The following is a 25,100-nucleotide window of genomic DNA, read 5'->3' as shown; positions in this document are numbered from 1 at the left end:
TACGGGCTCAGTGCCGCAACGCGATCGCCTCACGTGGTCCCCTGGGCATGGGAATCCTGAGGTCCACGGTCTTGCCGGACAGGAGGGACTGCAGGTCAAGGGCGCGCATGCGCACCGCGGTGTGTCGTTCGCCGCTGGCCATGAAGATCGGCTCCCCGTCGGAGCTGAGCCGGTCGTCGATGAGCAGCGGGAGCCGGCGCGGCAGCAGCAGCGGGCACACCAGGCCGGCGGCGTAGTCGGTGGCGGAGTTGACCAGGAACGCGGGGGCGTGTCGCACGTCACGCGCCCCCAGCAGGCCGCCGACCGCCCCGGGCCGCGGCGGCGCGGCGACCGAGGAGACGACGGCGACGACCTCGTGCCCGAGCCTCGTCGTGGCCTCGAACACCGTGACCGCGACACACCTCTCGGGCGCGGCGGAGATCGTCTCGGGCAGCTCGTCCGCGGTGGTGATGGGACGCGGAAGGCGTACGATCTCATGATGGACCTGGTGTGCGAGGAGCCAGCGGTGGATCGCGAGGGCGTCCTTCATGAACACGCTCCTTCGTTCCTTGGCCCCCGACGGTCCTCTTGACCGACGGTAACCCGGACCTCATGTGGCCCGGGGGATATGTTCCGGAATCGAAGGACCTACCCAGCTTGTCCGACTCAAATCTGACCGACAACCAGCAGCGGGCCATGAGCGACCTGTTCCGCAAGATCGCCCCCGTCGCCGACGAGCTCGGCCGCCTGTTCGCCGACCAGGGGCACGAGCTGGCCCTCGTGGGCGGCCCGGTGCGCGACATGCTGCTCGGCCGCACCGGCAACGACCTCGACCTCACCACCGACGCCCACCCCGAGCGCGTGCTGTCCCTCGTACGCGACTGGGCCGACTCGGTGTGGACCATCGGCATCGACTTCGGCACCGTCGGAGTGCGCAAGGGCGGCTGGCTGATCGAGATCACGACGTACCGGAGCGAGTCCTACGACCCCAAGTCGCGCAAGCCCGAGGTCATGTACGGCGAGACGCTGGAGGCCGACCTGGAGCGGCGCGACTTCGCGGTCAACGCGATGGCCGTGCGCCTGCCCGGCCACGAGTTCGTCGACCCGTACGGTGGCCTGACCGACCTGGCGGCCAGGAGGATGCGCACGCCGGGCCCCCCGGAGCGGTCCTTCGGCGACGACCCGCTGCGCATGCTGCGCGCCGCGCGGTTCGCCTCCCAGCTCGGCTTCGCCGTGGACGACGCCGCCGTGGAGGCGATGACCTCCATGGCCGGGCGCATCGAGATCGTCTCGGCCGAGCGGATCCGCGACGAGCTGGACAAGCTGATCTGCGGCGCCCGGCCCCGCGAGGGCCTGCGCCTGCTGGTCGACACCGGGCTCGCCGACCACGTCCTGCCCGAGCTGCCCCGGCTGCGCCTGGAGATCGACGAGCACCACCGGCACAAGGACGTCTACGAGCACACCCTGACCGTGCTCGACCAGGCGATCGCCCAGGAGGAGGACGGCCGGGCCGACCGCATCCTGCGCTGGGCGGCGCTCCTGCACGACATCGGCAAGCCCAAGACACGCCGCCACGAGCCCGGCGGCCGGGTCTCCTTCCACCACCACGAGGTGGTCGGCGCCCAGCTGACCAAGAAGCGCATGGCCGAGCTGCGCTTCCCCAAGGACGTCGTGGCCGACGTGTCGCGGCTGGTGGAGCTCCACCTGCGCTTCCACGGCTACGGCACGGGCGAGTGGACCGACAGCGCCGTGCGCCGCTACGTGCGCGACGCCGGCCACCTGCTCACCCGTCTGCACAAGCTCACCCGGGCCGACTGCACGACCCGCAACAAGCGCAAGGCGGCGGCGCTGTCGCGCACCTACGACCAGCTGGAGGAGCGCATCGCCCGGCTGGCCGACGAGGAGGAGCTGGCCAAGATCCGGCCGGAGCTCGACGGCAACGACATCCAGCGGATCCTCGGCGTCGGCCCGGGACCGGTGGTGGGCCAGGCTTACAAATTCCTGCTGGAGCTGCGCCTGGACAAGGGCGTCATCGGCACCGAGGCGGCCACCGAGGCGCTGCTGGAGTGGGCCCGCGACAACGACCTGATCGGCTCCTGACGGCCGGTCAGGGCGAGGGCGTGGGCACCGGGGGCCGCACGATCAGGCGGTAGGCCAGCGCGGCCACCGGATAGCCCGCCGAGATGATCGCCGCGGTGAGGTAGGACTTGCCGTCGGCCGGCAGGATGGCCGCCGACAGCGCCGCGGCCAGCACGTACATGCCGTTGAAGAGCATGTCGTAGATCGAGAAGGCGCGGCCCAGGTAGGCGTCCTCGACGTCGCGCTGCACGGCGGTGTCGGCGCAGATCTTGACGCTCTGGCCGGCGATGCCGAGCACGAACCCGGCCACCGGGAGCCCCCACTCCTGGAACGGCATGATGACCGGCGCCGTGAGCACGCCGGCCGCGGCCAGCGCCATCGGCACCCACCGCTCCATCGTGAAGCGCTCCGTGGCCCACGGCGTGATGAGGACGGCGAGGAAGTAGCCCACGCCGGAGGTGGCCACCACCACGCTGATGCCGCGCAGGGCCGCGTCGGGGTCGCCGTCGGTGAAGTAGTAGCGGTACAGGATGATGCCGAGCGCGGTCGCCATGCCGTACAGGAACCGGTGCGCGGCCATCGCGCCCATCGTGGCGGCGGCCCTGCGGTGGCGCGCCAGGTGACGGGCGCCGTCCACGAGGCCGGCGACCACGTTCCTGACCGCCTGGCTCGCCTGCGGCCGGTCGGGGGCGTAGGAGGGGCCGAGCAGCGAGCGCTCCATCGTGCGCGCGATCAGGGCGCTCAGCCCGAACACGACGCCCGAGACGAGGAGCAGCACCGCCGTGCCGAACGCGCCGCCGCCGAGCGCCTCGCGCAGCACGAACCCCACCCCGGCGCCCACGAACGTCACGACGGTGCCGGAGGTGGGCGTGACGGCGTTGGCGGCCATCAGCCGCTCCACCGGCACCACGTGCGGCAGGGACGCGCCCAGCGCGGCCAGGAAGAACCGGTTGACCGCCAGGACGCCGAGCGCCGCGGCGTAGAACACCGGCTCCGGCGCGCCGGCCGCGACGAGCGCCGCCGCGGCCAGCAGCAGCCCGCCGCGCACGAGGGGCGCGATCACCAGGATCTGCCGCCGCGACCACCGGTCGATGAAGACGCCGACGAACGGCCCCAGCACGCTGTACGGCAGCAACAGCACGGCGAGTCCGGCGGCCACGGCCAGCGCGGTGGTCTGCTTCTCCGGGCTGAAGAAGGCGAACCCGGCCACGCCGAACTGGAAGATCCCGTCGGAGAACTGCGAGACCAGCCGCGTGCCGAAGAGCCGGCGGAAGTCACGGCCCTGCAGGACTATCCGGAGATCGGCGACGAACGACACGCAGTCAGCCTAGTCCCGCCCAGGACGTCTCAGGCGCGAGAGTTGGCGCAGCAGGTGCGCGAACCAGGTTCTGCCCGCCGACATGATCACGTACGCTTCGTAGCGTGACGACTGATGAACTGGTGGTGCTGGTCGACGGCGAGGGCCGCGCGGTCGGCACCGCGCCCAAGATGTCGGTGCACGGCCGGGAGACGCCGCTCCATCTGGCCTTCTCCAGCTACGTCTTCGACCGCGACGGTCGCGTGCTGCTGACCAGGCGCGCCGACCACAAGCTGACCTGGCCCGGCGTGTGGACCAACAGCTGCTGCGGCCACCCGCTGCCGGGCGAGCCGCTCGACCACGCCGTCACCCGCAGGCTCTCCTACGAGCTGGGCCTGGCCGTGGAGCGCGCCGACCTGATGCTGCCCACGTTCGCCTATCGGGCGGTCATGGGCAACGGCATCGTCGAGCACGAGCTGTGCCCCGTCTACCGCGTCACGGCCGAGACCCCGGCGGTGCTCAACCCGGAGGAGGTGGGAGAGACCCAGTGGATGCCGTGGCAGGAGTTCGCCGCGCGCGTGCTGACGGGCGAGCTGGCCATCTCGCCGTGGTGCGCCGAACAGGTGCCGCTCCTGGTCGGCCTGGGCCCCGACCCGATGGCCTGGCCCACGGCCGCCGAGGCCGAGCTGCCCCCCGCGGCCCGGGTCACCACCGGCTGACGCCTCGACCCCGGCGACGGCCCACCAGGCGCCGTGACGGCGGCCGACCCTGTGCGGGTCAGCCGCCGTCTCCCTGGAGGCCCTCAGCCGCGTGCGGCGACCGGGCCCTCCTCGGCTGTGCCGTGGCGGATGCCTATCTTTCGACCTCGCCGCGGATGTACTTCTCGACGTAGTCGCGCGCCTCGTCGTCGGAGTACTGCACGGGCGGCGACTTCATGAAGTAGGACGACGCGCTGAGGATCGGGCCGCCGATGCCCCGGTCCAGGGCGATCTTGGCGGCGCGCACCGCGTCGATGATGATGCCGGCCGAGTTCGGCGAGTCCCAGACCTCGAGCTTGTACTCCAGGTTGAGCGGGGTGTCGCCGAACGAGCGGCCCTCCAGGCGGACGTAGGCCCACTTGCGGTCGTCGAGCCACGGCACGTGGTCCGACGGGCCGATGTGCACGTCGGCCTTGCGCATCTCGTGCGGGATCTGCGAGGTGACCGACTGCGTCTTGGAGATCTTCTTCGACTGGAGCCGCTTGCGCTCCAGCATGTTCATGAAGTCCATGTTGCCGCCGAAGTTGAGCTGGTACGTGCGCAGCAGCTCGACCCCGCGGTCCTCGAACAGCTTGGCCATGACGCGATGCGTGATGGTGGCGCCGACCTGCGACTTGATGTCGTCGCCGACGATCGGCACACCCGCCTGCGTGAACTTCTCGGCCCACTCGGGGTCGGAGGCGATGAAGACGGGCAGCGCGTTGACGAAGGCGACCTTGGCGTCGATCGCGCACTGCGCGTAGAACCGGTCGGCCTCCTCGGAGCCCACCGGCAGGTAGGAGACGAGGACGTCCACCTGGTTGTCGCGCAGCACCTTGACGACGTCGACCGGCTCCTCGTCGGACTCGTCGACGATCTCCCGGTAGTACTCGCCCAGACCGTCGAAGGTGTGGCCGCGCTGCACGACCACCCCCGTCGGCGGGACGTCCGCGATCTTGATCGTGTTGTTCTCGCTGGCGACGATCGCCTCGGAGAGGTCACGGCCGACCTTCTTGGCGTCCACGTCGAAGGCGGCGACGAACTCGACGTCGCCCACGTGGTAGTCGCCGAACTTCACGTGCATCAGGCCAGGCACCCGGACCGCCGGGTCGGCGTCCTTGTAGTAGTGGACGCCCTGGACCAGTGACGCCGCGCAGTTGCCGACACCGACAATGGCCACGCGAACCGAACCCATCGCACTCGCTCCCTTACTCATCAGTTGACGTGGTATCTCTCTCGGGCTCCTGTGATGCCCGTCTCTCCGTCGCGATCAGCTCGTTCAGCCAACGCACCTCGCGTTCGACCGATTCGAGACCGTGACGCTGCAGCTCCAGCGTGTAGCTGTCGAGGCGCTCCCTGGTGCGGGCCAGAGCGGTGCGCACGCTGTCCAGGCGCTCCTCCAGGCGGCTGCGGCGGCCTTCGAGGATGCGCAGGCGCACCTCGGCCTCCGTGTGCCTGAAGAACGCGAAGTGGACGCCGAAGCTCTCGTCCTCCCAGGCCGACGGGCCGGCCTGGGTGAGCAGTTCCTGGAGCCGCTCCTTCCCCTCGGCCGTCAGCTTGTAGACGATCTTCGATCGGCCGCCCACGATCGTGGCCGGAGCCGGCTGCTCCTCGGCGATGAGGCCCTGGGAGAGCAGCGATCGCAGGCAGGGGTAGAGCGACCCGTAGGAGAACGCACGGAACATCCCCAGCAGAGCGTTGAGCCGTTTGCGCAGCTCATAGCCGTGGAGCGGGGTTTCGTGCAGCGACCCGAGCACGGCCAGTTCCAGCACTCTGCCCTGTCCGCTGGCCACGGGAACCGCCCCCTCTCGCGTCGATGTATCAAGTCGATACATCCCGAGGATACGTCAGTTCGCTATATCGCTGCAATCACTGACTTTGCCAAGTCGTTGGGAGCAATCACCAAAAAGCCGTAGTCTGGCGCTCATGTGGTCACAGCGAAGGGTGGTGGATTACGGCCTCGCCAAGCGAGCAGTGGTCCGCGACCTGCGTACCGGGCACGGCACGCCCGGCGACGTGTGTGACGCACAGCCGTACCTCCTTCGCGCGGCCCGGCACTTCGGCGAACCGACCGAACGCCTATGCCCGATGTGCGAAAGGCAGAACGTCACCAACGTGACCTATGTCTACGGGGATTCCCTGGGCCGGCATGCGGGTCAGGCAAAGGCGACGTCAGATCTCGTCGAAATGGCCCATGATTACGACGAGTTCCGTGTGCACGTGGTCGAGGTCTGCCAGGGTTGCTCCTGGAACCACTTGACGGTCTCGTTCGTCCTCGGCAACGGACCGCCGGATCTCGTCGGCCGAGATTAGAGACCGAAGGCGGCAGGCAGCAGCACGCCCGATCCGCCGTGCTATCCGACGACGATGCGAGGACGTGTTGAGTTTCAGCCACGACGAGGGGACGGCCCGCCCGGGGAGGCGCCGTCGCTCCAGCTCATCCCGTTCCGTTCCCCAGGCTCAGGCACCGCAAACCGGGGATCCCGGCTGGGACACGGGGCAGCCTTCCCGTCGTGCGGAGGCGGCCTACGAGCAGACCGGCGCCATGGCCGCGCAGTCGTACGAACAGCCGTACGAACAGCCGTACGAGCCGCCCCGCCGTGAGCCGCAGGGCCGGGAACCACAGCGGCGTGAGCCCGAGCGGCGCGAGCCGTCCGGGCGGCGTGAGTCCGGGCGGCGCGCTCCCGCCGGTCCCGCACAGGAGACCGTCGGGATGGGGATGTCCGGCGAGCCGGCGCCGCGCGTGCCCGGGCGGCGCGAGGGAAGGCGGCGCGGCGAACAGGAGACGATGATCAGCGAGGCGCCGCGCCGCGCCCGCGGTCGCGGCAACGGCGGCAACGGCGGGCCGGGTGGGCCCGGTGGGCCCGGCGGGTCGGGCGGCCCCGGGGGTCCTGGCGGGCCGCAGGGTCCCGGCGAGCCGCCGGGCGACTCCGGCAGGAAGCGCCCGGCGTGGCTCAGGTTCCTGCCGAGCTGGAAGATCGTGCTGGCCGGCTTCGCGGTCGTCACCGCCGGCGTCTTCGGCATGATCGCGGTCGCCTACGCCAACATGCCCATGCCCTCCGAGGACCAGGTCCAGGACACGGTCGACGACCAGGGCAGCACCATGTACTACGCCAACGGCGAGGTCCTGGCCAAGCTCGGCACCAAGCGCGTCCCGGTCAAGGACATCAACCAGATCCCGCGGCACGTGCAGGACGCGGTCATCGCCGCCGAGAACAGCGGCTTCCGCGAGGACGCCGGCATCTCCTTCTCCGGCATGGTGCGCTCCGTCTTCAGCACGGTCTCCGGCCAGCAGGTGCAGGGCGCCTCCACCATCACCCAGCAGATGGCCCGCAACTACTACGACGGCCTCTCCCAGGAGCGCAGCGTCGAGCGCAAGATCAAGGAGATCTTCGTCGCGGTCAAGCTGAACAAGTCGCTCACCAAAGACCAGATCCTCCTGCAGTACCTCAACACCATCTACTTCGGACGCGGCGCGTACGGCATCGGCGCCGCGGCCCAGCAGTTCTTCGGCAAGCCGGTGAAGGAGCTGACGCCCCAGCAGGGCGCCTACCTGGCCGGCCGCATCCAGAACCCCGACGCGTTCGACCGGGCCGAGATCGCGGGCAACATGAAGCCCACCGAGGAGCGCTACGTCTACGTGGTCGGGCAGATGGCCAAGCTCGACCCCGCCGCCTACGGCACCCTGCCGGCCAAGGCGCCGACCTCGCCCAAGCGCGTCAAGGTCAAGAACAAGGACTACTTCAAGGGCCTGACCGGCTACATGGTCGAGGCCGTGCTGAACGAGCTGAAGGCCGACTACAACATCTCCAAGGAGGACGTCGAGACGGGTGGTTACAAGATCACCTCGACGTTCGACAAGAAGCTGATGCTGGCCGCCAGGGACGCCGTCAACAAGCACACCGCCGGCCTGACCGGCGAGATCAACGCCACGCTGGCGGCCGTCGACCCGACCAACGGCCGGATCCGCGCCTTCTACGGCGGCGACGACTACGAGAAGGACGCCTGGAACGACGCCTTCCTGTCGCAGAAGCAGGCCGCCTCGGCGTTCAAGCCCTACGTGCTGGCGGCCTGGCTCGACTCCGGCTACAGCCTCAGGAGCTACCTGCCGGCCAAGGGCCCGCTCAAGCTCGAGGGCACCACCCCGATCAACAACGACCACGCCTCCGGCGCCTCCTCGATCGACGTCGTCGACGCCACGGCCCACTCGGTCAACACCGCGTTCGCCAAGATGGGGGAGAAGGTCACCCTCGAGAAGGTCATCGAGATCGCCAGCCGCGCCGGCCTCAGCAAGGACCGGCTGGAGGACGCCAAGAACCGCCACCACTACCTGATCACCATCGGCTCCGGCCAGGTCACCGCCGTCGAGCAGGCCGGCGGCTACTCGATCTTCGCCAACGGCGGCAAGCACTTCAGGAACCACGTCATCATCACCGTCAAGGACCGGTCGAACCGGGTCAAGTACCAGGAGAAGAAGACCCCGGCCCAGGTGATCTCCCCCGAGGCCGCGGCGGACGCCACCGTCGCCCTCCAGGCCGTGGTCAAGCAGGGCACCGGCCGCAACGCCGCCCTCTACGACCGGCCCGTGGCCGGCAAGACCGGCACCAACAACGAGAACAAGGAAGCCTGGTTCGTCGGCTTCACCCCGCAGCTGTCCACCGCGGTCGGCATGTTCCGCCAGGAGTGCCGCACCAAGGGCGGCAAGGTCATCCAGCCGGTCAACGACAACTGCCCGTGGTGGCGGGGCAAGGACTCGGCCAAGGAGAAGAAGTACACGCCGCAGAAGCCGTACACCACGGCGTACGAGGTGCCGCTGGGCGCGAACTTCCAGGGCGCCACGTACCCGTCGGCCATCTGGAAGGCGTTCATGACCGAGGCCATGAAGGGCCAGAAGGTCGAGCAGTTCCCGGCCCGCGTGGACACCGGCGTCTCGGAGAACCTCGCGCCCAAGCCCGTGCCCACGCCGACGGCCACCAAGGACCCGGCCGAGGAGCAGCCGGACGACGTGACCTGCGTCATCGACCCGTGCGACGACGACAGCGGCCGCATCATCACCATCGACCCGAACCAGAACAACGGGTTCGACGACGACAACGGGCTGCTGGGTGGCGGTCAGGACCCGGGCATGCCGCCGTTCTACGAGCCCGAGCCGATGCCCACCGGGCGAGAGCAGTGGTGACGACGGACCCGGCGGGGGACGCGGTGGACGACGACCCGGTCGTCCGCCCGCCGCTGGCCGCGCGTGCCGTGCCGTACCTGCCCCTGGCGCTGTTCGCGGCGCTGGGGGCGAGCCTGGCGTACGTGTTCCGGCTGCCGTGCCGTACCGGCGGCTGGAACGACCAGGTCAGCACCTACACCAACTTCTGCTACACCGACATCTACCCGCTGTGGTTCGACCGGCAGCTCGCCACGCAGAACCCGTACTTCGCCGACGTGCCGTTCGACAAGCACGTCGAGTACCCCGTGGTGCTCGGCGAGGTCATGCAGTTCTTCGCCTGGATCGCCCGCGGGCTGGAGTCCGACCCCGTCCAGCAGGCCGTCCGCTTCTACGACGGCACGGTGATCTTCCTCGGCGTCTGCCTGGTCGCCGGCGTGGTGCTGATGGCCGCCGTGGCCGGGCCGACCCGCCGCTGGGACGCCCTGTGGTACGCGCTCGCGCCGTCGGTCGTCCTGGCCGCGTACATCAACTGGGACCTGGTCGCCGGCGCACTGTCCATGGGCATGCTGCTGGCCTGGGCACGGAAGCGGCAGGTCCTGGCCGGCGTGCTGCTCGGGCTGGCGATCGCGACGAAGTTCTACCCGCTGATGTTCGCCGGGGCGCTGTTCCTGCTGACGCTGCGCACCGCGCGCTGGCGGCCGTTCCTGGTGACGATGGCCGCGGCCGCGGGGGCGTGGCTGGTCGTCAACGTGCCGTTCATGGTGTTCGCCTGGGACGGCTGGCGCCGGTTCTACGTCTTCTCCCAGGAGCGCGGGGTCGACTGGGGCTCGCCGTGGCTGTTCTTCCAGAGCAAGGGCTGGCCCGTCCTCGGCGAGGCCGACGTCAGCACGCTCGGCATGGCCTCGCTCGCCGTGCTGTGCCTGGGCATCGCGGTCCTGACCCTGGCCGCGCCACGCCGGCCCCGGCTCGCGCAGATCTGCTTCCTCGCGCTGGCCGCCTTCATGATGACGAACAAGGTGTGGTCGCCGCAGTTCGTGCTCTGGCTGGTGCCGTTCGCGGTGCTGGCCCGGCCCAACTGGAAGGCGCTGGCCCTCTGGCAGCTCGCCGAGATCTGGTACTTCTTCGCCATCTGGCTCTACCTGCTCTCCCAGCAGCCGCTCGGGCGCGACGACCTGGGCATCGGCGACGACACGTACTTCACCGCCGTCTGGGGCCGGGTGATCACGATCGCGGTGATGATGGCGTTCGTCGTGCGTGACATCCTCCGCCCGCACAAGGACGTCGTACGGCAGGCGGGCGTCGACGACCAGGGCGGCGGCGTGTTCGACGACGCCCCTGACCGGTTCACGCTGGCCTCCTCGTACCGGTGATCACCCGCTCGGCCGCGCGCGACGCGCTGCTGGTCTGGTCAGGCTCGCGGGCCGGGCTGCTGGTGGCCACTCTGCTCGGCTCGGCTCTGAACGCCTACGTGGAGCGCTGGAAGCAGTGGGACGCCGGGCTGTTCGTCGTCATCGCCCGGTACGGCTACGACGGCGACCCGGCCGCTCCGCCCGACGCGGGGCTGCCCGCGTTCTTCCCCGGGCTGCCCGCGATGCTGCGCATCGTGCACCTGGTGGTGCCGGACTGGACGGCGTGCGGGCTGATCGTGTCACTGGTGGCCGGGGCGGTGGCGATGGTCGCGCTGGCGCGGCTGGCCGAGCTGGAGGGCGCCCCCGGCTGGATGGCGGTGCTGGCGCTGCTGCTCTTCCCGACGGCCGTGTTCCTGGCCGCGGGATACAGCGAGTCGCTGTTCCTCGCGTTCGCGATCCCGGCGTGGCTGGCCGCCCGGCGCGGGCAGTGGCCGGCGGCCGTCATCCTGGCCGCCGGGGCGTCGTGCGTGCGGATCACGGGGCTGTTCCTGGCGGTGGCCCTGGTCGTCGAGTACGTCCTCCGGCGGCGCTCCCGCGAGCTGCCGGGACGGCCGGCGCCGTGGCCGCTGCTCGCCGTGCCGTTCCTGCCGCTGGTGTTCTACTCGTTCTACCACTACCGCCGCTCGGGCGACTGGCTCGCCTGGAAGCACGCGCAGGAGGCCGGGTGGGGCCGCGAGACGGTGTGGCCGTGGGAGTCGTGGACCACGACCTGGCACGCGGCGACGGGCAACGACGACTTCGCGGTGGCCTTCCGGATGGAGATCGCCGGGGCCGTGCTGGCGGTGGCGGTGCTGGTCTGGCTGGCCGTACGGCGGCGGTGGAGCGAGCTCGTCTACACCGGGCTGCAGGCGGCGGCGCTCATGACCTCGGCCTACTACCTGTCGGTCCCGCGCTCGCTGCTGCTGTGGTTCCCCCTGTGGACGGCCGTCGCGGGGCTGGGCGCCCGGCGGCCGTGGACGCTGGCCCTGTACGGGCTGGTCGCCGGGCCGCTGATGGTGCTGAACACGATCCGGTTCCTCACCGGCGCGTGGGCAGGCTGACGTCTGTACCCACTTTCGCGGCCCGGTAATCCAGGGAAGTTATCCACAGCCTGTGTGTATCCGATCTGTGGACTCCCACGTCCTACAGGTTCTCCCTCAGGAACGCGATGTCGGCCGCCTGGCCCTCGCCCGGCGTCTCCACCACGATCGGCGCGCCGGCCGCCCGGCACACCGCGAGGATCAGCTCCGGATCGATCTGCCCCTTGCCCAGGTTGGCGTGCCGGTCGGCGCCCGAGTCGAACGCGTCACGCGAGTCGTTGCAGTGCACCAGGTCGATCCGCCCGGTGATGGCCTTGACCCGGTCCACCAGGTCGACCAGCTCCTCGCCGCCCGCGTGCGCGTGACACGTGTCGAGGCAGAAGCCCACGTCGAACCCGTCGAGCGCGTCCCACAGCCGCGCGATGCGCTCCAGCTTGCGCGCCATCGCGTTGCCGCCGCCCGCGGTGTTCTCGATCAGCACCGGGATCGGGCACTCCAGCCGCTCGAACACCTTGCGCCAGTTGTCGAAGCCCGTCTGCGGGTCGTCGTTCTTGTTGACGTGGCCGCCGTGGACGATCAGGCCCTTGGCGCCCAGCCCGGCCGCCGCCTCCAGGTGCTGGGCGAGCAGCTTGCGGCTGGGGATCCTGATCCGGTTGTTGGTCGTCGCCACGTTGACCAGGTAAGGGGCGTGGATGTAGACGTCGACGCCCTCCACGGGTTTGGCGGGCAGCACGGGCTTGTCGTAGCCCTGCGGATCGCCGAGGAAGAACTGCACCACCTCGGCCCCGACCTCTGCGGCGTGAGCGGCGGGATCGTCCTGGCCGACGTGAGCTCCGATGCGCACCATGTCATCGAGCCTATCCGTTTGCCGTACCTGCCCCGGGGAAGTCGCCAGACACCCCCTACGCGAGGAGAGACGCATATGGCCCGATGGCGATGGCGCTCGTTAGTCATCCTGATCTACGTCGTGATTGGCCTCTACGTGGCCTGGGTGTACCACTACATCACTCCGGGGATCCTCAAGGACATCGCCGAGGCGTTGCTCGCGGTCTTCCTCTGGTTCCTCGTCCTGCTCGGCGTGGACCTGCACATCGGAGGATGACCCCATATCGCGGACGGCCCCGGCCGCGCCGGGGCCGTCCTTTCTTGCGTTCGTACGGGGTCTTGCGTTCGTACGGGGTCTTTCGTTCGTACGGGGCGGTGCCCGGGGTCAGGGCAGGAAACCACCGTGGGCGATGCCGAGGGCCACGCCCACGAACGACGCCACCACGCCGACGATGTTGAGGGCCCGCTGGGGAGTCGTGGCGGAGACGTACTGGGAGTAGAGGCCCGTCCCGAACCCCAGCGCGCCCGCCCAGGAAGCCACGACGTGACCGCCGGGGACGAACGCCGCGACGAAGGCCGTCAGACCGCAGATCACGGTGACGATCGCCAGGGTGTTCTCCACCGGATGGGCCCGCCCGTCGCTGTTGAGCGTGAGCCTGAACCGCTGGTTTCTGGAAGGTTGGAGGATGTGTGGCACAACTATCACCCCCTGGTTTCCTACAGGCCTTCCCATATGGACTCGGCTGGTAACCTGGTCAGGCTGCGTTGTGACGGGTGAACCGTCACACCCTGGTGCCGAAAGGGGCGCCGGGGCCTAGACGTCAGCGTCCTCCTGTCACGGCAGAGTGTCGTGACCGCAAGAGTCCAGAGGAGGTTGGAGTCCCGCATGCGTCGTTACGAAGTAATGGTCATTCTGGACCCTTCGCTCGATGAGCGCACCGTCGCGCCGTCCCTCGACCAGTTCCTCACCGTGGTCCGCAACGACGGCGGCACCGTGGAGAAGGTCGACGTCTGGGGCCGTCGCCGTCTCGCCTACGACATCGACAAGAAGTCGGAAGGCATCTACGCCGTCATCGACCTGTCCGCGCAGCCCGCGACGGTCAAGGAGCTCGACCGCCAGATGAACCTCAACGAGGGCATCCTGCGCACCAAGGTTCTCCGCCCCGACGTGCACTAAGCAGCTCGTCGCCCGGCTTTTTGTCGGGCGTCGGCCGTACTCTGAGCCGTAACCCAAAGCGAAGGCGTGCAGGAAGGCGAGCGCTGGCCATGGCAGCAGGCGACACCGTAATCACCATCGTCGGCAATCTTGTCGACGACCCCGAGCTGCGCTTCACCCCGACGGGGCAAGCGGTGGCCCGGTTCCGCATCGCGTCCACTCCGCGGTTCATGGATCGTCAGACCAACGAGTGGAAGGACGGCGAGAGCCTCTTCCTGACCTGCAACGTGTGGCGGCAGGCGGCGGAGAACGCCGCCGAGAGCCTCCAGCGCGGCATGCGGGTCATCGTGCAGGGGCGGCTCAAGCAGCGGTCCTACGAGACCAAGGAAGGCGAGAAGCGCACCGTTTACGAGGTCGAGGTCGACGAGGTCGGCCCGTCTCTGCGCAACGCCACCGCCAAGGTCAACCGCACCACCCGTCAGGGTGGCGGCGGCGGTGGCGGCGGCTTCGGCGGCGGCCCGGCCGACGACCCGTGGGCCTCCGCGTCGCCCGCTCCGCCCCAGGGCGGCGGCGGCTTCGGCGGTGGCGGTGGCGGCGGCTTCCAGGGCGGCGGCCAGCAGAGCGGCGGCTTCAGCGGCGGCGGCGACTTCAGCGACGAACCGCCTTTCTAGACCCAGTCCACAAGCCCGAGACCATTCCCGCTTCAACGGCGGGGCTCTGAAAGGAGCACCACGATGGCCAAGCCGGCACTGCGCAAGCCCAAGAAGAAGGTTTGCCTGTTCTGCCACGACAAGATCTCCTACGTCGACTACAAGGACACGGCGCTGCTGCGGAAGTTCATCTCCGACCGCGGCAAGATCCGTGCGCGCCGGGTGACGGGCAACTGCACCCAGCACCAGCGCGACGTGGCGACCGCGATCAAGAACGCCCGTGAGGTGGCTCTGCTGCCTTACACGAGCACCGCGCGCTAAGGAGGCCTGTCGATATGAAGCTCATCCTCACCAACGAGGTCTCCGGCCTCGGCACCCCTGGTGACGTCGTCGAGGTCAAGGACGGCTACGGCCGCAACTACCTCATCCCGCGCGGCTACGCCATGCGTTGGACGCGTGGCGCGGAGAAGCAGATCGAGTCCATCAAGAAGGCTCGTGACGCGCGCGAGATCCGCGACCTGGGCACCGCCAAGGAGGTCGCCGGCCAGCTCGGCGCCCTGCGCGTGCGCCTGACCACCCGCGCGGGCGACTCCGGTCGCCTGTTCGGCTCGATCACCACGGGCGACATCGCCGACGCCGTCAAGGCCGCCGGCGGCCCGATCCTCGACCGCCGTCGCATCGAGATCATCAACCCGATCAAGAGCGTCGGCAGCCACAAGATCAGCGTCAAGCTGCACCCTGAGGTGTCGGCCTCGGTCGACGTCGAGGTCGTCGCCGGCTGACGTCGGCACGCCTGCCCACGGCCCTCGCTCCCTTCCCGGGAGCGGGGGCCGTGCGCGTCTCCGGGCCCGGCCGCGACGGCACGTCCGGTGTGGGCTGGTATGAGCCCAGGTGGCGGCGTATTTCCTAGCGGGGCAGCGTAGAATCGGCTCGTTCTTCCCCGCGTTCCCCTCCTGGAGGCACCACCCATGGTCCGTCCCTCGACGCTGCTCGCGCTGGGCGCCCTCGCCGCGGCCGTCGCGTGCGCACCCGTCGACAACACGGCGACCAGCGCCGGCCCCTCGGGGACGACGGCGTCCGGAGCGTCCACGGCGTGCACCAAGGACCAGCTCAAGCTCGTCAACGCGGGCAAGCTGACCATCGGCACCGACAAGCCCGCCTACGAGCCGTGGTTCAAGGACGACGACCCGGCCAACGGGCAGGGGTTCGAGAGCGCGATGGCGTTCGCGGTCGCCGGGGAGCTCGGCTTCGACCGCGACGAGGTGCAGTGGAGCACGGTCAAGTTCGACTCGGCCTTCGCCCCGGGCGCCAAGCCGTTCGACTTCGACGTCAACCAGGTCTCCATCACCCCCGACCGGGCCAAGGTGGTCGACTTCAGCCACGGCTACTACACGGTCAAGCAGGCCGTAGTGGCGCTGGGCGACGGCAAGTTCGCCGCGGCCAAGACGCTGGCCGACCTCAAGGACGCCAAGATCGGCGTGCAGGTCGGCACCACCTCGCTCGACGCGGTGAAGAACGTCGTCAAGCCCGCCGGCGACCCCAACGTCTTCAACGACCAGGTCGACGCCGTCAACGCGCTGAAGAACAAGCAGGTCGACGCCATCGTCGTGGACCTGCCGACGGCGTTCTACGTCACGGCCGCGCAGGTCGAGGGCTCCAAGATCGTCGGCCAGTTCAGCTCGACGGGCGGCACGCCCGAGGAGTTCGGCCTGGTCATGGAGAAGGGCAACCCGATCAAGACCTGCGTGGACAAGGCCGTGGACGCGCTGAAGTCCAAGGGGGAGCTGGCCAAGATCGAGCAGCAGTGGCTCGGCTCGGCGGCGGGCGCGCCCGAGCTGACGTGACGACGCCGCACACGCCGATGACCGACATGCCGGCCGGCCCGGTCTGGGTCAAGAGCGACCGGCAGGTGGAGCGGGAGCGGGTCCGCAGGGCGCGGACCCGCCGCTCCGCGTCCATCGCCACCGCCTCCACCTTCGTCTTCGTCGTCCTGGTGGGCTGGCTCGTCACGACCTCGCCGGGCTGGCCGCGCGTGCAGGAGACGTTCTTCAACCCCGAGCACTTCGTCAGGTCGCTGCCCGACGTGCTCACCGGGTTCTGGCTGAACATCAAGATCTTCCTGATCGCGGAGCCGATCATCCTGGTGGTCGGCCTGCTCGTCGCGCTGCTGCGGACGACCAGGACCGCCGCCCTGTTCCCGATCCGGGCGCTCGCGACGCTGTACGTCGACGTCTTCCGCGGCGTGCCGACGCTGCTCGTGATCTACCTGGTCGGCTTCGGCCTGCCGGCGCTGCGCCTGCAGGGCATCCCGAACGACTACACCACCCTGGGCGTCATCGCGCTGACGCTCTCGTACGGCGCGTACGTGGCCGAGGTGTTCCGCTCGGGCATCGAGTCGGTCCACCCCAGTCAGGTGGCCGCGGCCCGCTCGCTCGGCCTCAGCCACGGCAGGACCATGCGCTTCGTGGTGCTGCCGCAGGCCACCCGGCGGGTCGTGCCGCCGCTGCTGAACGACTTCATCTCGCTGCAGAAGGACACCGCGCTGGTGGCCACGCTGGGCGTGCTGGAGGCGCTGCGGCAGGCGCAGATCTACGCTTCCAGCAAGTTCAACTACACGGCCTACCTGGCGGCCGCCCTGCTGTTCATCCTGCTGACGATCCCGATGGCCAGGTTCACCGACTACCTGGCCGAGCGCACCAGGAGGAGGCGCGGCGCATGAGCCTGCTGACCATCGACGGCGTGTGGAAGAACTTCCACGGCCACAGCGTCCTGCGCGGCATCGACCTGGAGGTGCGCCCGCACGAGGTGGTGAGCCTGATCGGCGCCTCCGGATCGGGCAAGTCCACGCTGCTGCGCTGCGTCAACCTGCTGGAGACCGTGGACGACGGCGCGATCCTGCTGGAGGGCCAGGACGTCACCGACCCACGGGTGGACGCCGACCAGGTGCGCAGGAAGCTGGGCATCGTGTTCCAGGCGTTCAACCTGTTCCCGCACATGACCGTGCTGGACAACGTCACGCTGGCGCCGCGCCAGGTCCACAAGGTGCCCAGGGCGCGGGCCGAGGAGGAGGCCCACGCGCTGCTCACCAGGTTCGGGCTGGCGCACAAGGCCACGGCGTACCCGGACCAGCTCTCCGGCGGGCAGCAGCAACGGGTGGCCATCATCCGGGCGCTGGCGACGCAGCCGCGGCTGATGCTGCTCGACGAGGTCACCTCGGCGCTCGACCCGGTGCTGGTGGTGGAGGTGCTGGAGGTCGTCCGCGAGCTCAAGCAGTCGGGGATGACGATGATCCTCACCACGCACGAGATGGGGTTCTGCCGCGACATCTCCGACACGGTGTGCTTCCTCGACGGGGGTGTGCTGCTGGAGAAGGGGCCGCCGGAGAAGATCTTCAGCGAGCCGGACCAGCCACGTACCCGCGACTTCCTGCGCAGCGTGCTCGAAGCGCGACGCCTGTAGCGGGCGGGCCCCAGGACTTGCGCGACAGCGAGCACGGGACGGTCACGCCCCGGTCACCAGCCATGCGCCGCCCGCGGCCCGCCGGCCCAGCGTGATCCAGCGTGCCACCATCCAGACCCCGAGCGCGCACCAGAGGGCGACGATGCCGAAGGCCCCCGCGATCAGGGCCGCCGGCAGGTACGCGAGCGTCGTCCACACCCCCGCCCACGCGAGGTAGCGCTGGTCGCCCGCGCCGATCAGCACCCCGTCGAGCACGAACACCACGCCGCAGATGGGCTGGAAGAGCGCCACGGGCCACAGCACGGCGAGGAGCTGCTCGGTGACGTCCGGATCGGCGTCGAACAGCCCGGGCAGCAGCGGCCTGGCCGCGACCACCAGCAGGCCGAGCAGCACGCCCGACCACAGTCCCCAGCGCACCATGCGCGCGGTCGCCGCCCTGGTCGCGTCCGCGTCGCCGGCCCCGAGGGTGCGGCCGGTGATCGCCTGGCCCGCGATGGCGATGGCGTCGAGCGCGAAGGCCAGCAGCGTCCACAGCTGCGTGGCGATCGCGTACGCGGCGAGCTGCGACTCGCCCATGCGGGTGGCGATCACGGTCCCCACGACGAGCACGATCCGCAGGCACACCGTACGGACGAACAGCGCCAGTCCGGCCGTACCCGCCCGCCTGACGCCCGCCACGTCGGGGGCCAGCGGCGTGCCGCGCCGCCGGGCGCCCCTGACGACCACTGCCACGTAGACGACGGCGCCGAGCGTCTGCGCGAGCACGGTGCCCCAGGCCGAGCCGGCGATGCCCCACCCGAGCACGAGCACGAACCACGCGTTCAGGGCCGCGTTGAGCGCGAACGACCCGATTGCGACCACGAGCGGGGTGACCGTGTCCTGGAGCCCGCGCAGCACGCCGGTGCCGGCCAGCACGACGAGCATGCCGGGCGCGCCGAGCAGGCTGATGCGCAGGTACGTGACCGCCTCGGCGGCCTGCTCCGGGCTCGCGCCGAACAGGCTCACGACGGCCGGGGCGAGCGGCCAGCCGAGCGCGACGAGCCCGAGGCCGATACCGAGCGCCAGCCAGACGCCGTCCACACCGTCGCGCATGGCCCGCCCGTGCTCGCCCGCCCCGGTGCTGCGCGCCACGGACGCCGTGGTGCCGTACGCGAGGAAGACGCACAGGTTCACCATCGTCGCGAGGACGGTGCCCGCCACGCCGAGCGCGCCCACGGCGACGGTGCCCAGCCCGTGTCCCACGATCGCGTAGTCGGCCAGCAGAAACAGCGGCTCGGCCACCAGCGCGCCGAACGCCGGCACGGCAAGGCGGAGGATCTCCTTGTCCTGGCGTGTAATGGGCATTTGCCTATTATGGCCCTTACCTGGCATGTCGGGCCAACTTTCTTTCCTCCACAGTCGGTGGATAGTGTTTTCGCTGGTCAGCGCCATGGTCGTTGAGAAGTGAACAAGTTATCCCCAGGCTCGTCCACAGAGCTTTCACATGTTCGGCGCGATAATCCACAGCTTGTCCACAGAGTTATCCACAGGCCGCGTTGCTGTCCGCCCGGGAAGCGGCCAAACTGTCAGACCGGTCGACTACAAGTGGGGGTGGTGCGACCGACGGAAGCTGTTGAGGGGGCGCCGTGAGCATCGACGAGGAGACGGGCGCCGGCCCGGGGTTCGAACGCACACCGCCCAGCAACATCGAGGCCGAGCAGTCGGTCCTGGGCGGCATGCTGCTGTCCAAGGACGCCATCGCCGACGTCGTCGAGATCATCCGCTCCGACGACTTCTACCGGCCGGCCCACCAGATGATCTACGACGTCATCACCGACCTGTACGGCCGGGGCGAGCCCGCCGACGCGGTCACCGTCTTCGACGAGCTGCAGAAGCGCGGCGAGATGGCCAGGGTCGGCGGCGCCGCCTACCTCCACACGCTGACCGCCGTCGTCCCCACGGCCGCCAACGCCGGCTACTACGCCAAGATCGTCCGCGAGCAGGCCATCCTGCGCCGCCTCATCGAGGCCGGCACCCGCATCGTCTCCTTCGGCTACGGCGGCCAGAACGAAGAGGTCGACGACCTCGTCGACCGCGCCCAGGCCGAGATCTACAAGGTCACGGAGCGCCGCACCTCCGAGGACTACGCGCCGCTGGCCGACATCATGCCGGGCGCCCTGGACGAGCTGGAGGCCATCGGCAGCCGCGGCGGCCAGATGGTCGGCGTCCCCACCGGCTTCCAGGACCTCGACCAGCTCACCAACGGCCTCCACCCGGGCCAGATGATCGTCGTGGCCGCCCGTCCCGCGATCGGCAAGGCCCTGGCCCTGGACACGCCGCTGCCCACGCCGACGGGCTGGACGACGATGGGGGAGGTCGCGGTCGGCGACCACCTGATCGGGGCGGACGGCAGGCCGACCCGTGTGGTGGCCGCCACCGAGGTGATGCACGGCAGGCCGTGCTACGAGGTGGAGTTCGCCGACGGCACCGTGGTCGTCGCCGACGGCTCCCACCAGTGGCTCACCGAAACGCGAGCCTCGGGCGGCTCCACCCGGCAGGCCGCGTCGGTCAGGACGACCGAGGAGATCGCCGCCGCGCTTCGCTGCGACACCGCGGATCGGCGATCCAACCACAGTGTGCCGGTGACCCGGGCGGCCGACCTGCCCGAGCGCGACCTCCCGCTCCCGCCGTACACGCTGGGAGTGTGGCTCGTCGGCGGGCACAGCGACAGCGCGCGGTTCACCACGACGGACCCCGAGATCGTCGGCCACATGGAGCAGGACGGCGTCCGCGTCGACAAGGTCGGCCCCGGACCGCTGTACTCCTTCACGCTTCCGGAGCCGCCCGGGGTCGCGCAGGCGATCCTCCGAAGCCTGGACGTGCTCGGGAACAAGCACGTCCCGGCCGCCTACCTGCGCGCCGGCGAGCGGCAGCGTCGCGAGCTCCTCGCCGGCCTGCTGGACACCGGCGGGCACGCCGATCCCGGCGGCACGGTCGTTCTCGCGGTCACCGACCAGCGGCTCGCCCACGACGTGCACGAGCTGGTCCTCAGCCTGGGATACACGGCGACCATGACCACGAAGACGGTCCAGGGCCGCTCGTGCCACCAGATCTGCTTCACCCCGGCGGACAAGGTGTTCAAGTTCTCCCGCAAGCTCGCCGGGCAGAGTCCCACGCAGACGCACGAGATCGGCCACCGGCACATCACGGCCGTCCGCCGGATCGACTCCGTGCCCGTGAGATGCGTCGAAGTGGACAACCCCGACCATCTGTACCTCGCCAGCCGTGCCTGGATTCCCACCCACAACTCCACGCTCGGGCTCGATTTCGCCAGGTCGGCGGCGATCAAGCATGGGATGACCACCGTCATCTTCTCCCTGGAGATGTCGCGCAACGAGATCACCATGCGTCTGCTCTCGGCCGAGGCGCGGGTGGCGCTGCACGCGATGCGCTCCGGCATGATGGGCGACGACGACTGGACGCGGCTGGCGCGCCGGATGAGCGAGGTGGCCGAGGCGCCGCTGTTCATCGACGACTCGCCCAACATGTCCATGATGGAGATCCGGGCCAAGTGCCGCCGCCTCAAGCAGCGCAACGACCTGCGGTTCGTGGTCATCGACTACCTCCAGCTGATGAGCTCGCCGAAGAAGACCGAGAGCCGCCAGAACGAGGTCTCGGAGATCTCGCGTGCCATCAAGCTGCTGGCCAAGGAGCTGGAGGTCCCGGTCATCGCGATCTCCCAGCTCAACCGTGGCCCCGAGCAGCGCACCGACAAGCGCCCGGCGGTGAGCGACCTTCGCGAGTCCGGATGCCTGACCGCCGCCACGCGGATCATGCGGGCCGACACCGGAGCGGAGGTCTCCCTGGGTGAGCTGCTGGCGTCGGGAGCCCGGGACATTCCGGTGTGGTCCCTGGACGAGCGCCTGAAGCTGGTCCCACGGACGATGACGCACGTGTTCCCCAGCGGGGTGAAGCGGGTGTACCGCGTGCGGCTGCGCTCCGGGCGGGAGGTCGAGGCGACCGCGAACCACCCGTTCCTTTCCTACGACGGATGGCGTGCCCTCGAAGAGCTGACGCCCGGTACGAGGGTGGCCGTCCCGAGACACGTCCCGCCCCCGCTCGACATCACACCGTGGGACGAGGACGAGCTGATCCTTCTCGCGCGGCTCATCGGCGACGGCTCGTTCGTCGAGCGGCAGCCGATCCGTCACGGCAGCGTCGACGGGGCCGGCCCATCCGCTGTCGCCGAGTGGCTCGACGGGCTGGGACTCCTCGGGTTGAGGAGTCACGAGAAGTATCTGCCCGCCGGCCTGTTCTCGCTGCCGAAGGCGCAGGCCGCCCTCTTCCTGAGGCACCTGTGGGCCACGGACGGTCGCGTCCGGTGGGACGACCCGCACCGCGAGGCCCGGGTCTCCTACACGTCGGCCAGCAGGCGGTTGATCGACGACGTGGCTCGCCTGCTGCTCCGGTTCAACGTGATGACGACGGTCGAGGAGGTGCGCGAGGGCGGGCACCGTCCCTCGTACCAACTGCTGGTCCACGGAGCCGAGAACCAGCTCCGCTTCCTGGACGAGATCGGGATCGACGGGGCCGGCGCGACCCGGGCGGCGGAGTGCGTACGCCGTCTGCGCGGTGTGACCGCCGGCACCGACCTCGACACCGTGCCGGAGGACGTCTGGACCAAGGTGCGATCGGTGCTGCTCGAGAAGCGCGTGAGCCAGCGGGAGTACGCCGCGGCGGTGACGACCGGACCCGGCGGCACCGGCCTGTGGAAAACGTCACCGAGTCGCGAACGGCTGGGCAGGATGGCGGCCGTCCTCGGCGAGGCCGACCTCGAACTGCTGGCGACCAACGACATCTTCTGGGACGAGATCGCCTCCGTCGAGGATCTGGGCGAGCAGCCCGTCTTCGATGCCACGGTCATGGGGACGCACAACTTCATCGCCAACGGGATCAGCCTGCACAACTCGATCGAGCAGGACGCCGACATGGTCATCCTGCTGCACCGGGAGGACGCGTACGAGCGGGAGTCGCCACGGGCCGGCGAGGCGGACCTGATCGTCGCCAAACACCGAAACGGACCGACCGCCACCGTCACCGTCGCCTTCCAAGGGCATTACTCCCGCTTCGTCGACATGGCTCAGCACTAGGGTCGTCCACGACGCCGGCAGGCAGGCTGTCCACGACGCGGACGGCGTGCATGGCAGCGGCTACGCAGTTCTGCGTAGCCGACTCGTGCCCCGGTACGCCCGTCGTCGTAGACGGTCGCGCGTCCGGGGGGAAGTGTTCTCGCGCGCGGGAACCGTAGGATCGCGGCATGGAAGACCGCCTCGCGCCGTTGCGCCTGCCTGTGCCGGCGCAGGACGTGTTGCTCACGGTCTTCATCACCGTGATGCAGGTTCAGGGCACGATGGTGCGCAATGCCGGCGAGGTGGTGCAACGTCCCCTCACCGACCTCGGCAACCTGGGATACGTCCTGCTGGTCGTGAGCGGTGTGGTCGTCGCCGGCCGCCGCAGGTGGCCGGTGCCGGTGTTCGTCACCGCCGCGCTCGCCAGCTTGCTCTACTACGGCTTGGGCTTCCCGGACGGGCCGGGCTGGCTCGGGCTCTTCGTCGCCCTCTACACCCTCGCCGCGTACGGTGACGGGCGCCGGTCGCTGGTCACAGCCGGTGTGGGTATCACGGTGCTCGCCATCGGCTGGCTGGTCGCCGCGGCCGACATCGAGCCACGCGCCGCCATCGGCTGGGTGTTCTTCCGGATCGGGGCGTCGGTCATGAGCGCGGCCCTCGGCGAGTCCGTCCGGTCCCGGCGGGTCATCGCGGCCGAAGCCCAGGAGCGCGCCGAGTTGGCCGAACGGACTCGCGAGGAGGAGGCGCGGGCCCGTGTCGACCTGGAACGGCTCCGCATCGCGCGCGAGGTCCACGACACCGTCGCGCACGCCATAGCGATCATCAACGTCCAGTCCGGTGTCACCGCGCACGTGCTCGACAAGAGGCCGGAAGTGGCGCGCGAGGCGCTGCGAGCCATCGAGCAGACCAGCTCCCGGGCGCTGCGGGAGATGCGGGCCATCCTCGGGGTGCTTCGCGACGACGACGGTGACGACGGCGGGCGCGCGCCGTACCCCGGGCTGGGGCAGATCGAGGAGCTGACCGCCAAGGCCCGCGAAGCGGGACTCGACATCAAGCTCGAGGAGACCTCGCCCGCGGCGCCGTTGCCGAGCGCGGTGGGAAGCGCCGCCTACCGAATCCTCCAGGAGTCGATCACCAACGTGATCCGCCATGTCGGCCCGACCCGGGTGACGGTGGCGCTGAACCCCGGGATCGAGGCGCTGGAGATCCGCGTGACCGATGAGGGCCGCCTCGCCGTCCCGCCTGATGACCTCGCGGACCCGCATCCGCCGGCCCGGCATCCGGCCGGCACCGGCGGCTCGGCCAGGGCCGGCCGGGGCATCCTCGGTATGCGCGAGCGCTGTCAGCTGCTGGGCGGGGAGCTCGACGCCAGGCCGCTGCCGGGCGGCGGGTTCGAGGTCAGGGCACGACTGCCCCTCGCGCCGACCGGGTCGCGCCTGTGAACGCGGCCGCCGCGTCACCGCCGGCCGACGCTCCGATCAAGGTGCTGGTCGCCGACGACGAGGGTCTCGTACGCTCCGGGTTCAAGGTCCTGCTCGACCTCGAGGACGACATCACGGTGGTGGGCGAAGCCACCAACGGCGCCGAAGCCGTCGAGCGGGCCCGCGCCACTCGCCCCGACGTCGTCCTCATGGACATCCGCATGCCGAAACTGGACGGGATCCAAGCCACCGCGCAGATCGCCGGGACGCCCGGGTTGGAGCGGGTCCGAGTCCTGATCCTCACCACCTACGACACCGACGAGAACGTCTTCGACGCGTTGCAGGCCGGCGCCAGCGGCTTCCTGCTCAAAGACGCCGGACCGGCCGAGCTGCTGCATGCCATCCGGGTGGTCGCCGCCGGAGAGGCGCTGCTCGCGCCGCGGATCACCCGGCGCCTCATCGGCCAGTTCACCGCGCGGCGAACAGCTGCCCGGGCCGCGGAGGACCGGCTTGCGGTGCTGACCGAGCGCGAGCGCGAGGTGCTGGCTCTGGTGGGGCAGGGCCTCAGCAACCACGAGATCGGCGCCGAGCTGTTTCTCAGCCCGGCGACCGCGCGCACCCATGTCAGCCGCGCCATGGCGAAGCTGGGCGCGCGCGACCGCGCCCAACTGGTCGTCATCGCCTACCGGACGGGACTGGTGAGCCGCTGATCCGCGGGCGCTCCTCGGACCGGCCTCGCCGCCCGACCCGGCCCGACGGACCGCCCGGTACGCGGTCCCGGCCCGACGGACCGCCCCCGTACG

General features: G+C 70.1%; 24 protein-coding genes. 17 read left to right on the top strand and 7 right to left on the bottom strand.

The genetic code is table 11. The annotated features are described in order from the left end of the window. Nucleotides 1-7: 7 nt before the first annotated feature. On the bottom strand, nucleotides 8-529 hold the full coding sequence (locus tag ACIBG4_RS10905) for a YbaK/EbsC family protein (protein ID WP_397201630.1): 522 nt from the start codon (nucleotides 527-529) through the stop codon (nucleotides 8-10). Nucleotides 530-675: 146 nt separating this feature from the next. Between ACIBG4_RS10905 and ACIBG4_RS10900 the strand changes: the two genes are divergently transcribed. Beyond that, the gene (locus ACIBG4_RS10900; protein WP_397201723.1) at nucleotides 676-2,079 is read left to right on the top strand and encodes a CCA tRNA nucleotidyltransferase; all 1,404 of its coding nucleotides are present in this window, start codon (nucleotides 676-678) and stop codon (nucleotides 2,077-2,079) included. A gap of 7 nt (nucleotides 2,080-2,086) precedes the next feature. Here ACIBG4_RS10900 and ACIBG4_RS10895 read toward each other — a convergent pair whose 3' ends face one another. After that, a complete protein-coding gene (locus ACIBG4_RS10895; protein ID WP_397201629.1) occupies nucleotides 2,087-3,376 on the bottom strand; it encodes an MFS transporter in 1,290 nt (429 codons plus the stop codon). Nucleotides 3,377-3,480: 104 nt separating this feature from the next. Here ACIBG4_RS10895 and idi point away from each other — a divergent pair, with 104 nt between their 5' ends. Further along, on the top strand, nucleotides 3,481-4,074 hold the full coding sequence (gene idi / locus ACIBG4_RS10890; protein ID WP_397201628.1) for an isopentenyl-diphosphate Delta-isomerase: 594 nt from the start codon (nucleotides 3,481-3,483) through the stop codon (nucleotides 4,072-4,074). Nucleotides 4,075-4,207: 133 nt separating this feature from the next. On the opposite strand, the gene ACIBG4_RS10885 is transcribed toward idi, so the two are convergent. Together ACIBG4_RS10885 and ACIBG4_RS10880 are read right to left on the bottom strand one after the other, a co-directional pair. Beyond that, entirely contained in the window at nucleotides 4,208-5,287 is a 1,080-nt protein-coding gene (locus tag ACIBG4_RS10885) for an inositol-3-phosphate synthase (protein ID WP_310707784.1), read from the bottom strand. A 13-nt stretch (nucleotides 5,288-5,300) separates the two neighbouring features. After that, entirely contained in the window at nucleotides 5,301-5,885 is a 585-nt protein-coding gene (locus ACIBG4_RS10880) for a PadR family transcriptional regulator (protein ID WP_355441304.1), read from the bottom strand. Nucleotides 5,886-6,018: 133 nt separating this feature from the next. On the opposite strand from ACIBG4_RS10880, the gene ACIBG4_RS10875 reads away from it, so the two are divergent. The 4 genes from ACIBG4_RS10875 (at nucleotide 6,019) to ACIBG4_RS10860 (ending at nucleotide 11,699) form a co-directional block, all read left to right on the top strand. Next, nucleotides 6,019-6,405 (top strand): DUF5318 family protein, encoded by a 387-nt coding sequence (locus ACIBG4_RS10875; protein WP_397201627.1) that lies wholly within the window; start codon nucleotides 6,019-6,021, stop codon nucleotides 6,403-6,405. A 232-nt stretch (nucleotides 6,406-6,637) separates the two neighbouring features. Then, nucleotides 6,638-9,271 carry a transglycosylase domain-containing protein gene (locus ACIBG4_RS10870; RefSeq protein ID WP_397201626.1) on the top strand — a complete coding sequence of 878 codons (2,634 nt, stop codon included), beginning with the start codon at nucleotides 6,638-6,640 and terminating at the stop codon, nucleotides 9,269-9,271. Further along, nucleotides 9,268-10,620 (top strand): glycosyltransferase family 87 protein, encoded by a 1,353-nt coding sequence (locus ACIBG4_RS10865; RefSeq protein ID WP_397201625.1) that lies wholly within the window; start codon nucleotides 9,268-9,270, stop codon nucleotides 10,618-10,620. Before ACIBG4_RS10870 ends, ACIBG4_RS10865 begins: the two co-directional genes overlap by 4 nt. Continuing rightward, a complete protein-coding gene (locus ACIBG4_RS10860; RefSeq protein WP_397201624.1) occupies nucleotides 10,617-11,699 on the top strand; it encodes a mannosyltransferase family protein in 1,083 nt (360 codons plus the stop codon). Before ACIBG4_RS10865 ends, ACIBG4_RS10860 begins: the two co-directional genes overlap by 4 nt. A gap of 82 nt (nucleotides 11,700-11,781) precedes the next feature. On the opposite strand, the gene ACIBG4_RS10855 is transcribed toward ACIBG4_RS10860, so the two are convergent. Further along, nucleotides 11,782-12,525 (bottom strand): deoxyribonuclease IV, encoded by a 744-nt coding sequence (locus tag ACIBG4_RS10855; protein WP_397201623.1) that lies wholly within the window; start codon nucleotides 12,523-12,525, stop codon nucleotides 11,782-11,784. 120 nt (nucleotides 12,526-12,645) lie between these two features. Between ACIBG4_RS10855 and ACIBG4_RS10850 the strand changes: the two genes are divergently transcribed. Further along, nucleotides 12,646-12,780, top strand: coding sequence for a hypothetical protein (locus ACIBG4_RS10850; RefSeq protein ID WP_301309528.1), 135 nt, complete (start codon nucleotides 12,646-12,648; stop codon nucleotides 12,778-12,780). A gap of 108 nt (nucleotides 12,781-12,888) precedes the next feature. Here ACIBG4_RS10850 and ACIBG4_RS10845 read toward each other — a convergent pair whose 3' ends face one another. Then, on the bottom strand, nucleotides 12,889-13,200 hold the full coding sequence (locus ACIBG4_RS10845) for a hypothetical protein (RefSeq protein ID WP_397201622.1): 312 nt from the start codon (nucleotides 13,198-13,200) through the stop codon (nucleotides 12,889-12,891). Nucleotides 13,201-13,389: 189 nt separating this feature from the next. Between ACIBG4_RS10845 and rpsF the strand changes: the two genes are divergently transcribed. The 7 genes from rpsF (at nucleotide 13,390) to ACIBG4_RS10810 (ending at nucleotide 17,768) form a co-directional block, all read left to right on the top strand. Next, nucleotides 13,390-13,680 (top strand): 30S ribosomal protein S6, encoded by a 291-nt coding sequence (gene rpsF, locus ACIBG4_RS10840; protein ID WP_106242878.1) that lies wholly within the window; start codon nucleotides 13,390-13,392, stop codon nucleotides 13,678-13,680. A gap of 89 nt (nucleotides 13,681-13,769) precedes the next feature. Continuing rightward, on the top strand, nucleotides 13,770-14,330 hold the full coding sequence (locus ACIBG4_RS10835) for a single-stranded DNA-binding protein (protein WP_310707793.1): 561 nt from the start codon (nucleotides 13,770-13,772) through the stop codon (nucleotides 14,328-14,330). Between the two features lie 63 nt (nucleotides 14,331-14,393). Beyond that, nucleotides 14,394-14,630 (top strand): 30S ribosomal protein S18, encoded by a 237-nt coding sequence (gene rpsR, locus ACIBG4_RS10830; RefSeq protein ID WP_020543048.1) that lies wholly within the window; start codon nucleotides 14,394-14,396, stop codon nucleotides 14,628-14,630. 14 nt (nucleotides 14,631-14,644) lie between these two features. Beyond that, nucleotides 14,645-15,091, top strand: coding sequence for a 50S ribosomal protein L9 (rplI, locus tag ACIBG4_RS10825; protein WP_310707794.1), 447 nt, complete (start codon nucleotides 14,645-14,647; stop codon nucleotides 15,089-15,091). A gap of 186 nt (nucleotides 15,092-15,277) precedes the next feature. Further along, nucleotides 15,278-16,153: an ABC transporter substrate-binding protein gene (locus tag ACIBG4_RS10820; protein WP_397201621.1), complete on the top strand. Its 876-nt coding sequence runs from the start codon at nucleotides 15,278-15,280 to the stop codon at nucleotides 16,151-16,153. Next, complete coding sequence (locus ACIBG4_RS10815) at nucleotides 16,150-17,028, top strand: amino acid ABC transporter permease (RefSeq protein ID WP_355441331.1); 879 nt, start codon at nucleotides 16,150-16,152, stop codon at nucleotides 17,026-17,028. The genes ACIBG4_RS10820 and ACIBG4_RS10815 overlap by 4 nt, the downstream gene beginning before the upstream one ends. Further along, entirely contained in the window at nucleotides 17,025-17,768 is a 744-nt protein-coding gene (locus ACIBG4_RS10810) for an amino acid ABC transporter ATP-binding protein (RefSeq protein WP_397201620.1), read from the top strand. Before ACIBG4_RS10815 ends, ACIBG4_RS10810 begins: the two co-directional genes overlap by 4 nt. Before the next feature lie 42 nt (nucleotides 17,769-17,810). On the opposite strand, the gene ACIBG4_RS10805 is transcribed toward ACIBG4_RS10810, so the two are convergent. After that, nucleotides 17,811-19,112 (bottom strand): MATE family efflux transporter, encoded by a 1,302-nt coding sequence (locus tag ACIBG4_RS10805; RefSeq protein WP_397201619.1) that lies wholly within the window; start codon nucleotides 19,110-19,112, stop codon nucleotides 17,811-17,813. A gap of 281 nt (nucleotides 19,113-19,393) precedes the next feature. Here ACIBG4_RS10805 and dnaB point away from each other — a divergent pair, with 281 nt between their 5' ends. From dnaB to ACIBG4_RS10790, 3 genes are all read left to right on the top strand, one after another. Continuing rightward, nucleotides 19,394-22,897, top strand: a complete 3,504-nt coding sequence (gene dnaB / locus ACIBG4_RS10800; protein WP_397201618.1) for a replicative DNA helicase — start codon at nucleotides 19,394-19,396, stop codon at nucleotides 22,895-22,897. 167 nt (nucleotides 22,898-23,064) lie between these two features. Beyond that, nucleotides 23,065-24,318: a sensor histidine kinase gene (locus tag ACIBG4_RS10795; RefSeq protein WP_397201617.1), complete on the top strand. Its 1,254-nt coding sequence runs from the start codon at nucleotides 23,065-23,067 to the stop codon at nucleotides 24,316-24,318. Beyond that, nucleotides 24,315-25,007 (top strand): response regulator, encoded by a 693-nt coding sequence (locus ACIBG4_RS10790; RefSeq protein WP_397201616.1) that lies wholly within the window; start codon nucleotides 24,315-24,317, stop codon nucleotides 25,005-25,007. The genes ACIBG4_RS10795 and ACIBG4_RS10790 overlap by 4 nt, the downstream gene beginning before the upstream one ends. Nucleotides 25,008-25,100: the final 93 nt, after the last annotated feature.

Source organism: Nonomuraea sp. NPDC050383, assembly GCF_044459125.1.
Lineage (GTDB): Bacteria > Actinomycetota > Actinomycetes > Streptosporangiales > Streptosporangiaceae > Nonomuraea.
The sequence above is the reverse complement of the archived record's forward strand: the minus strand, read 5'-3'. Positions and strand labels throughout refer to the sequence as shown.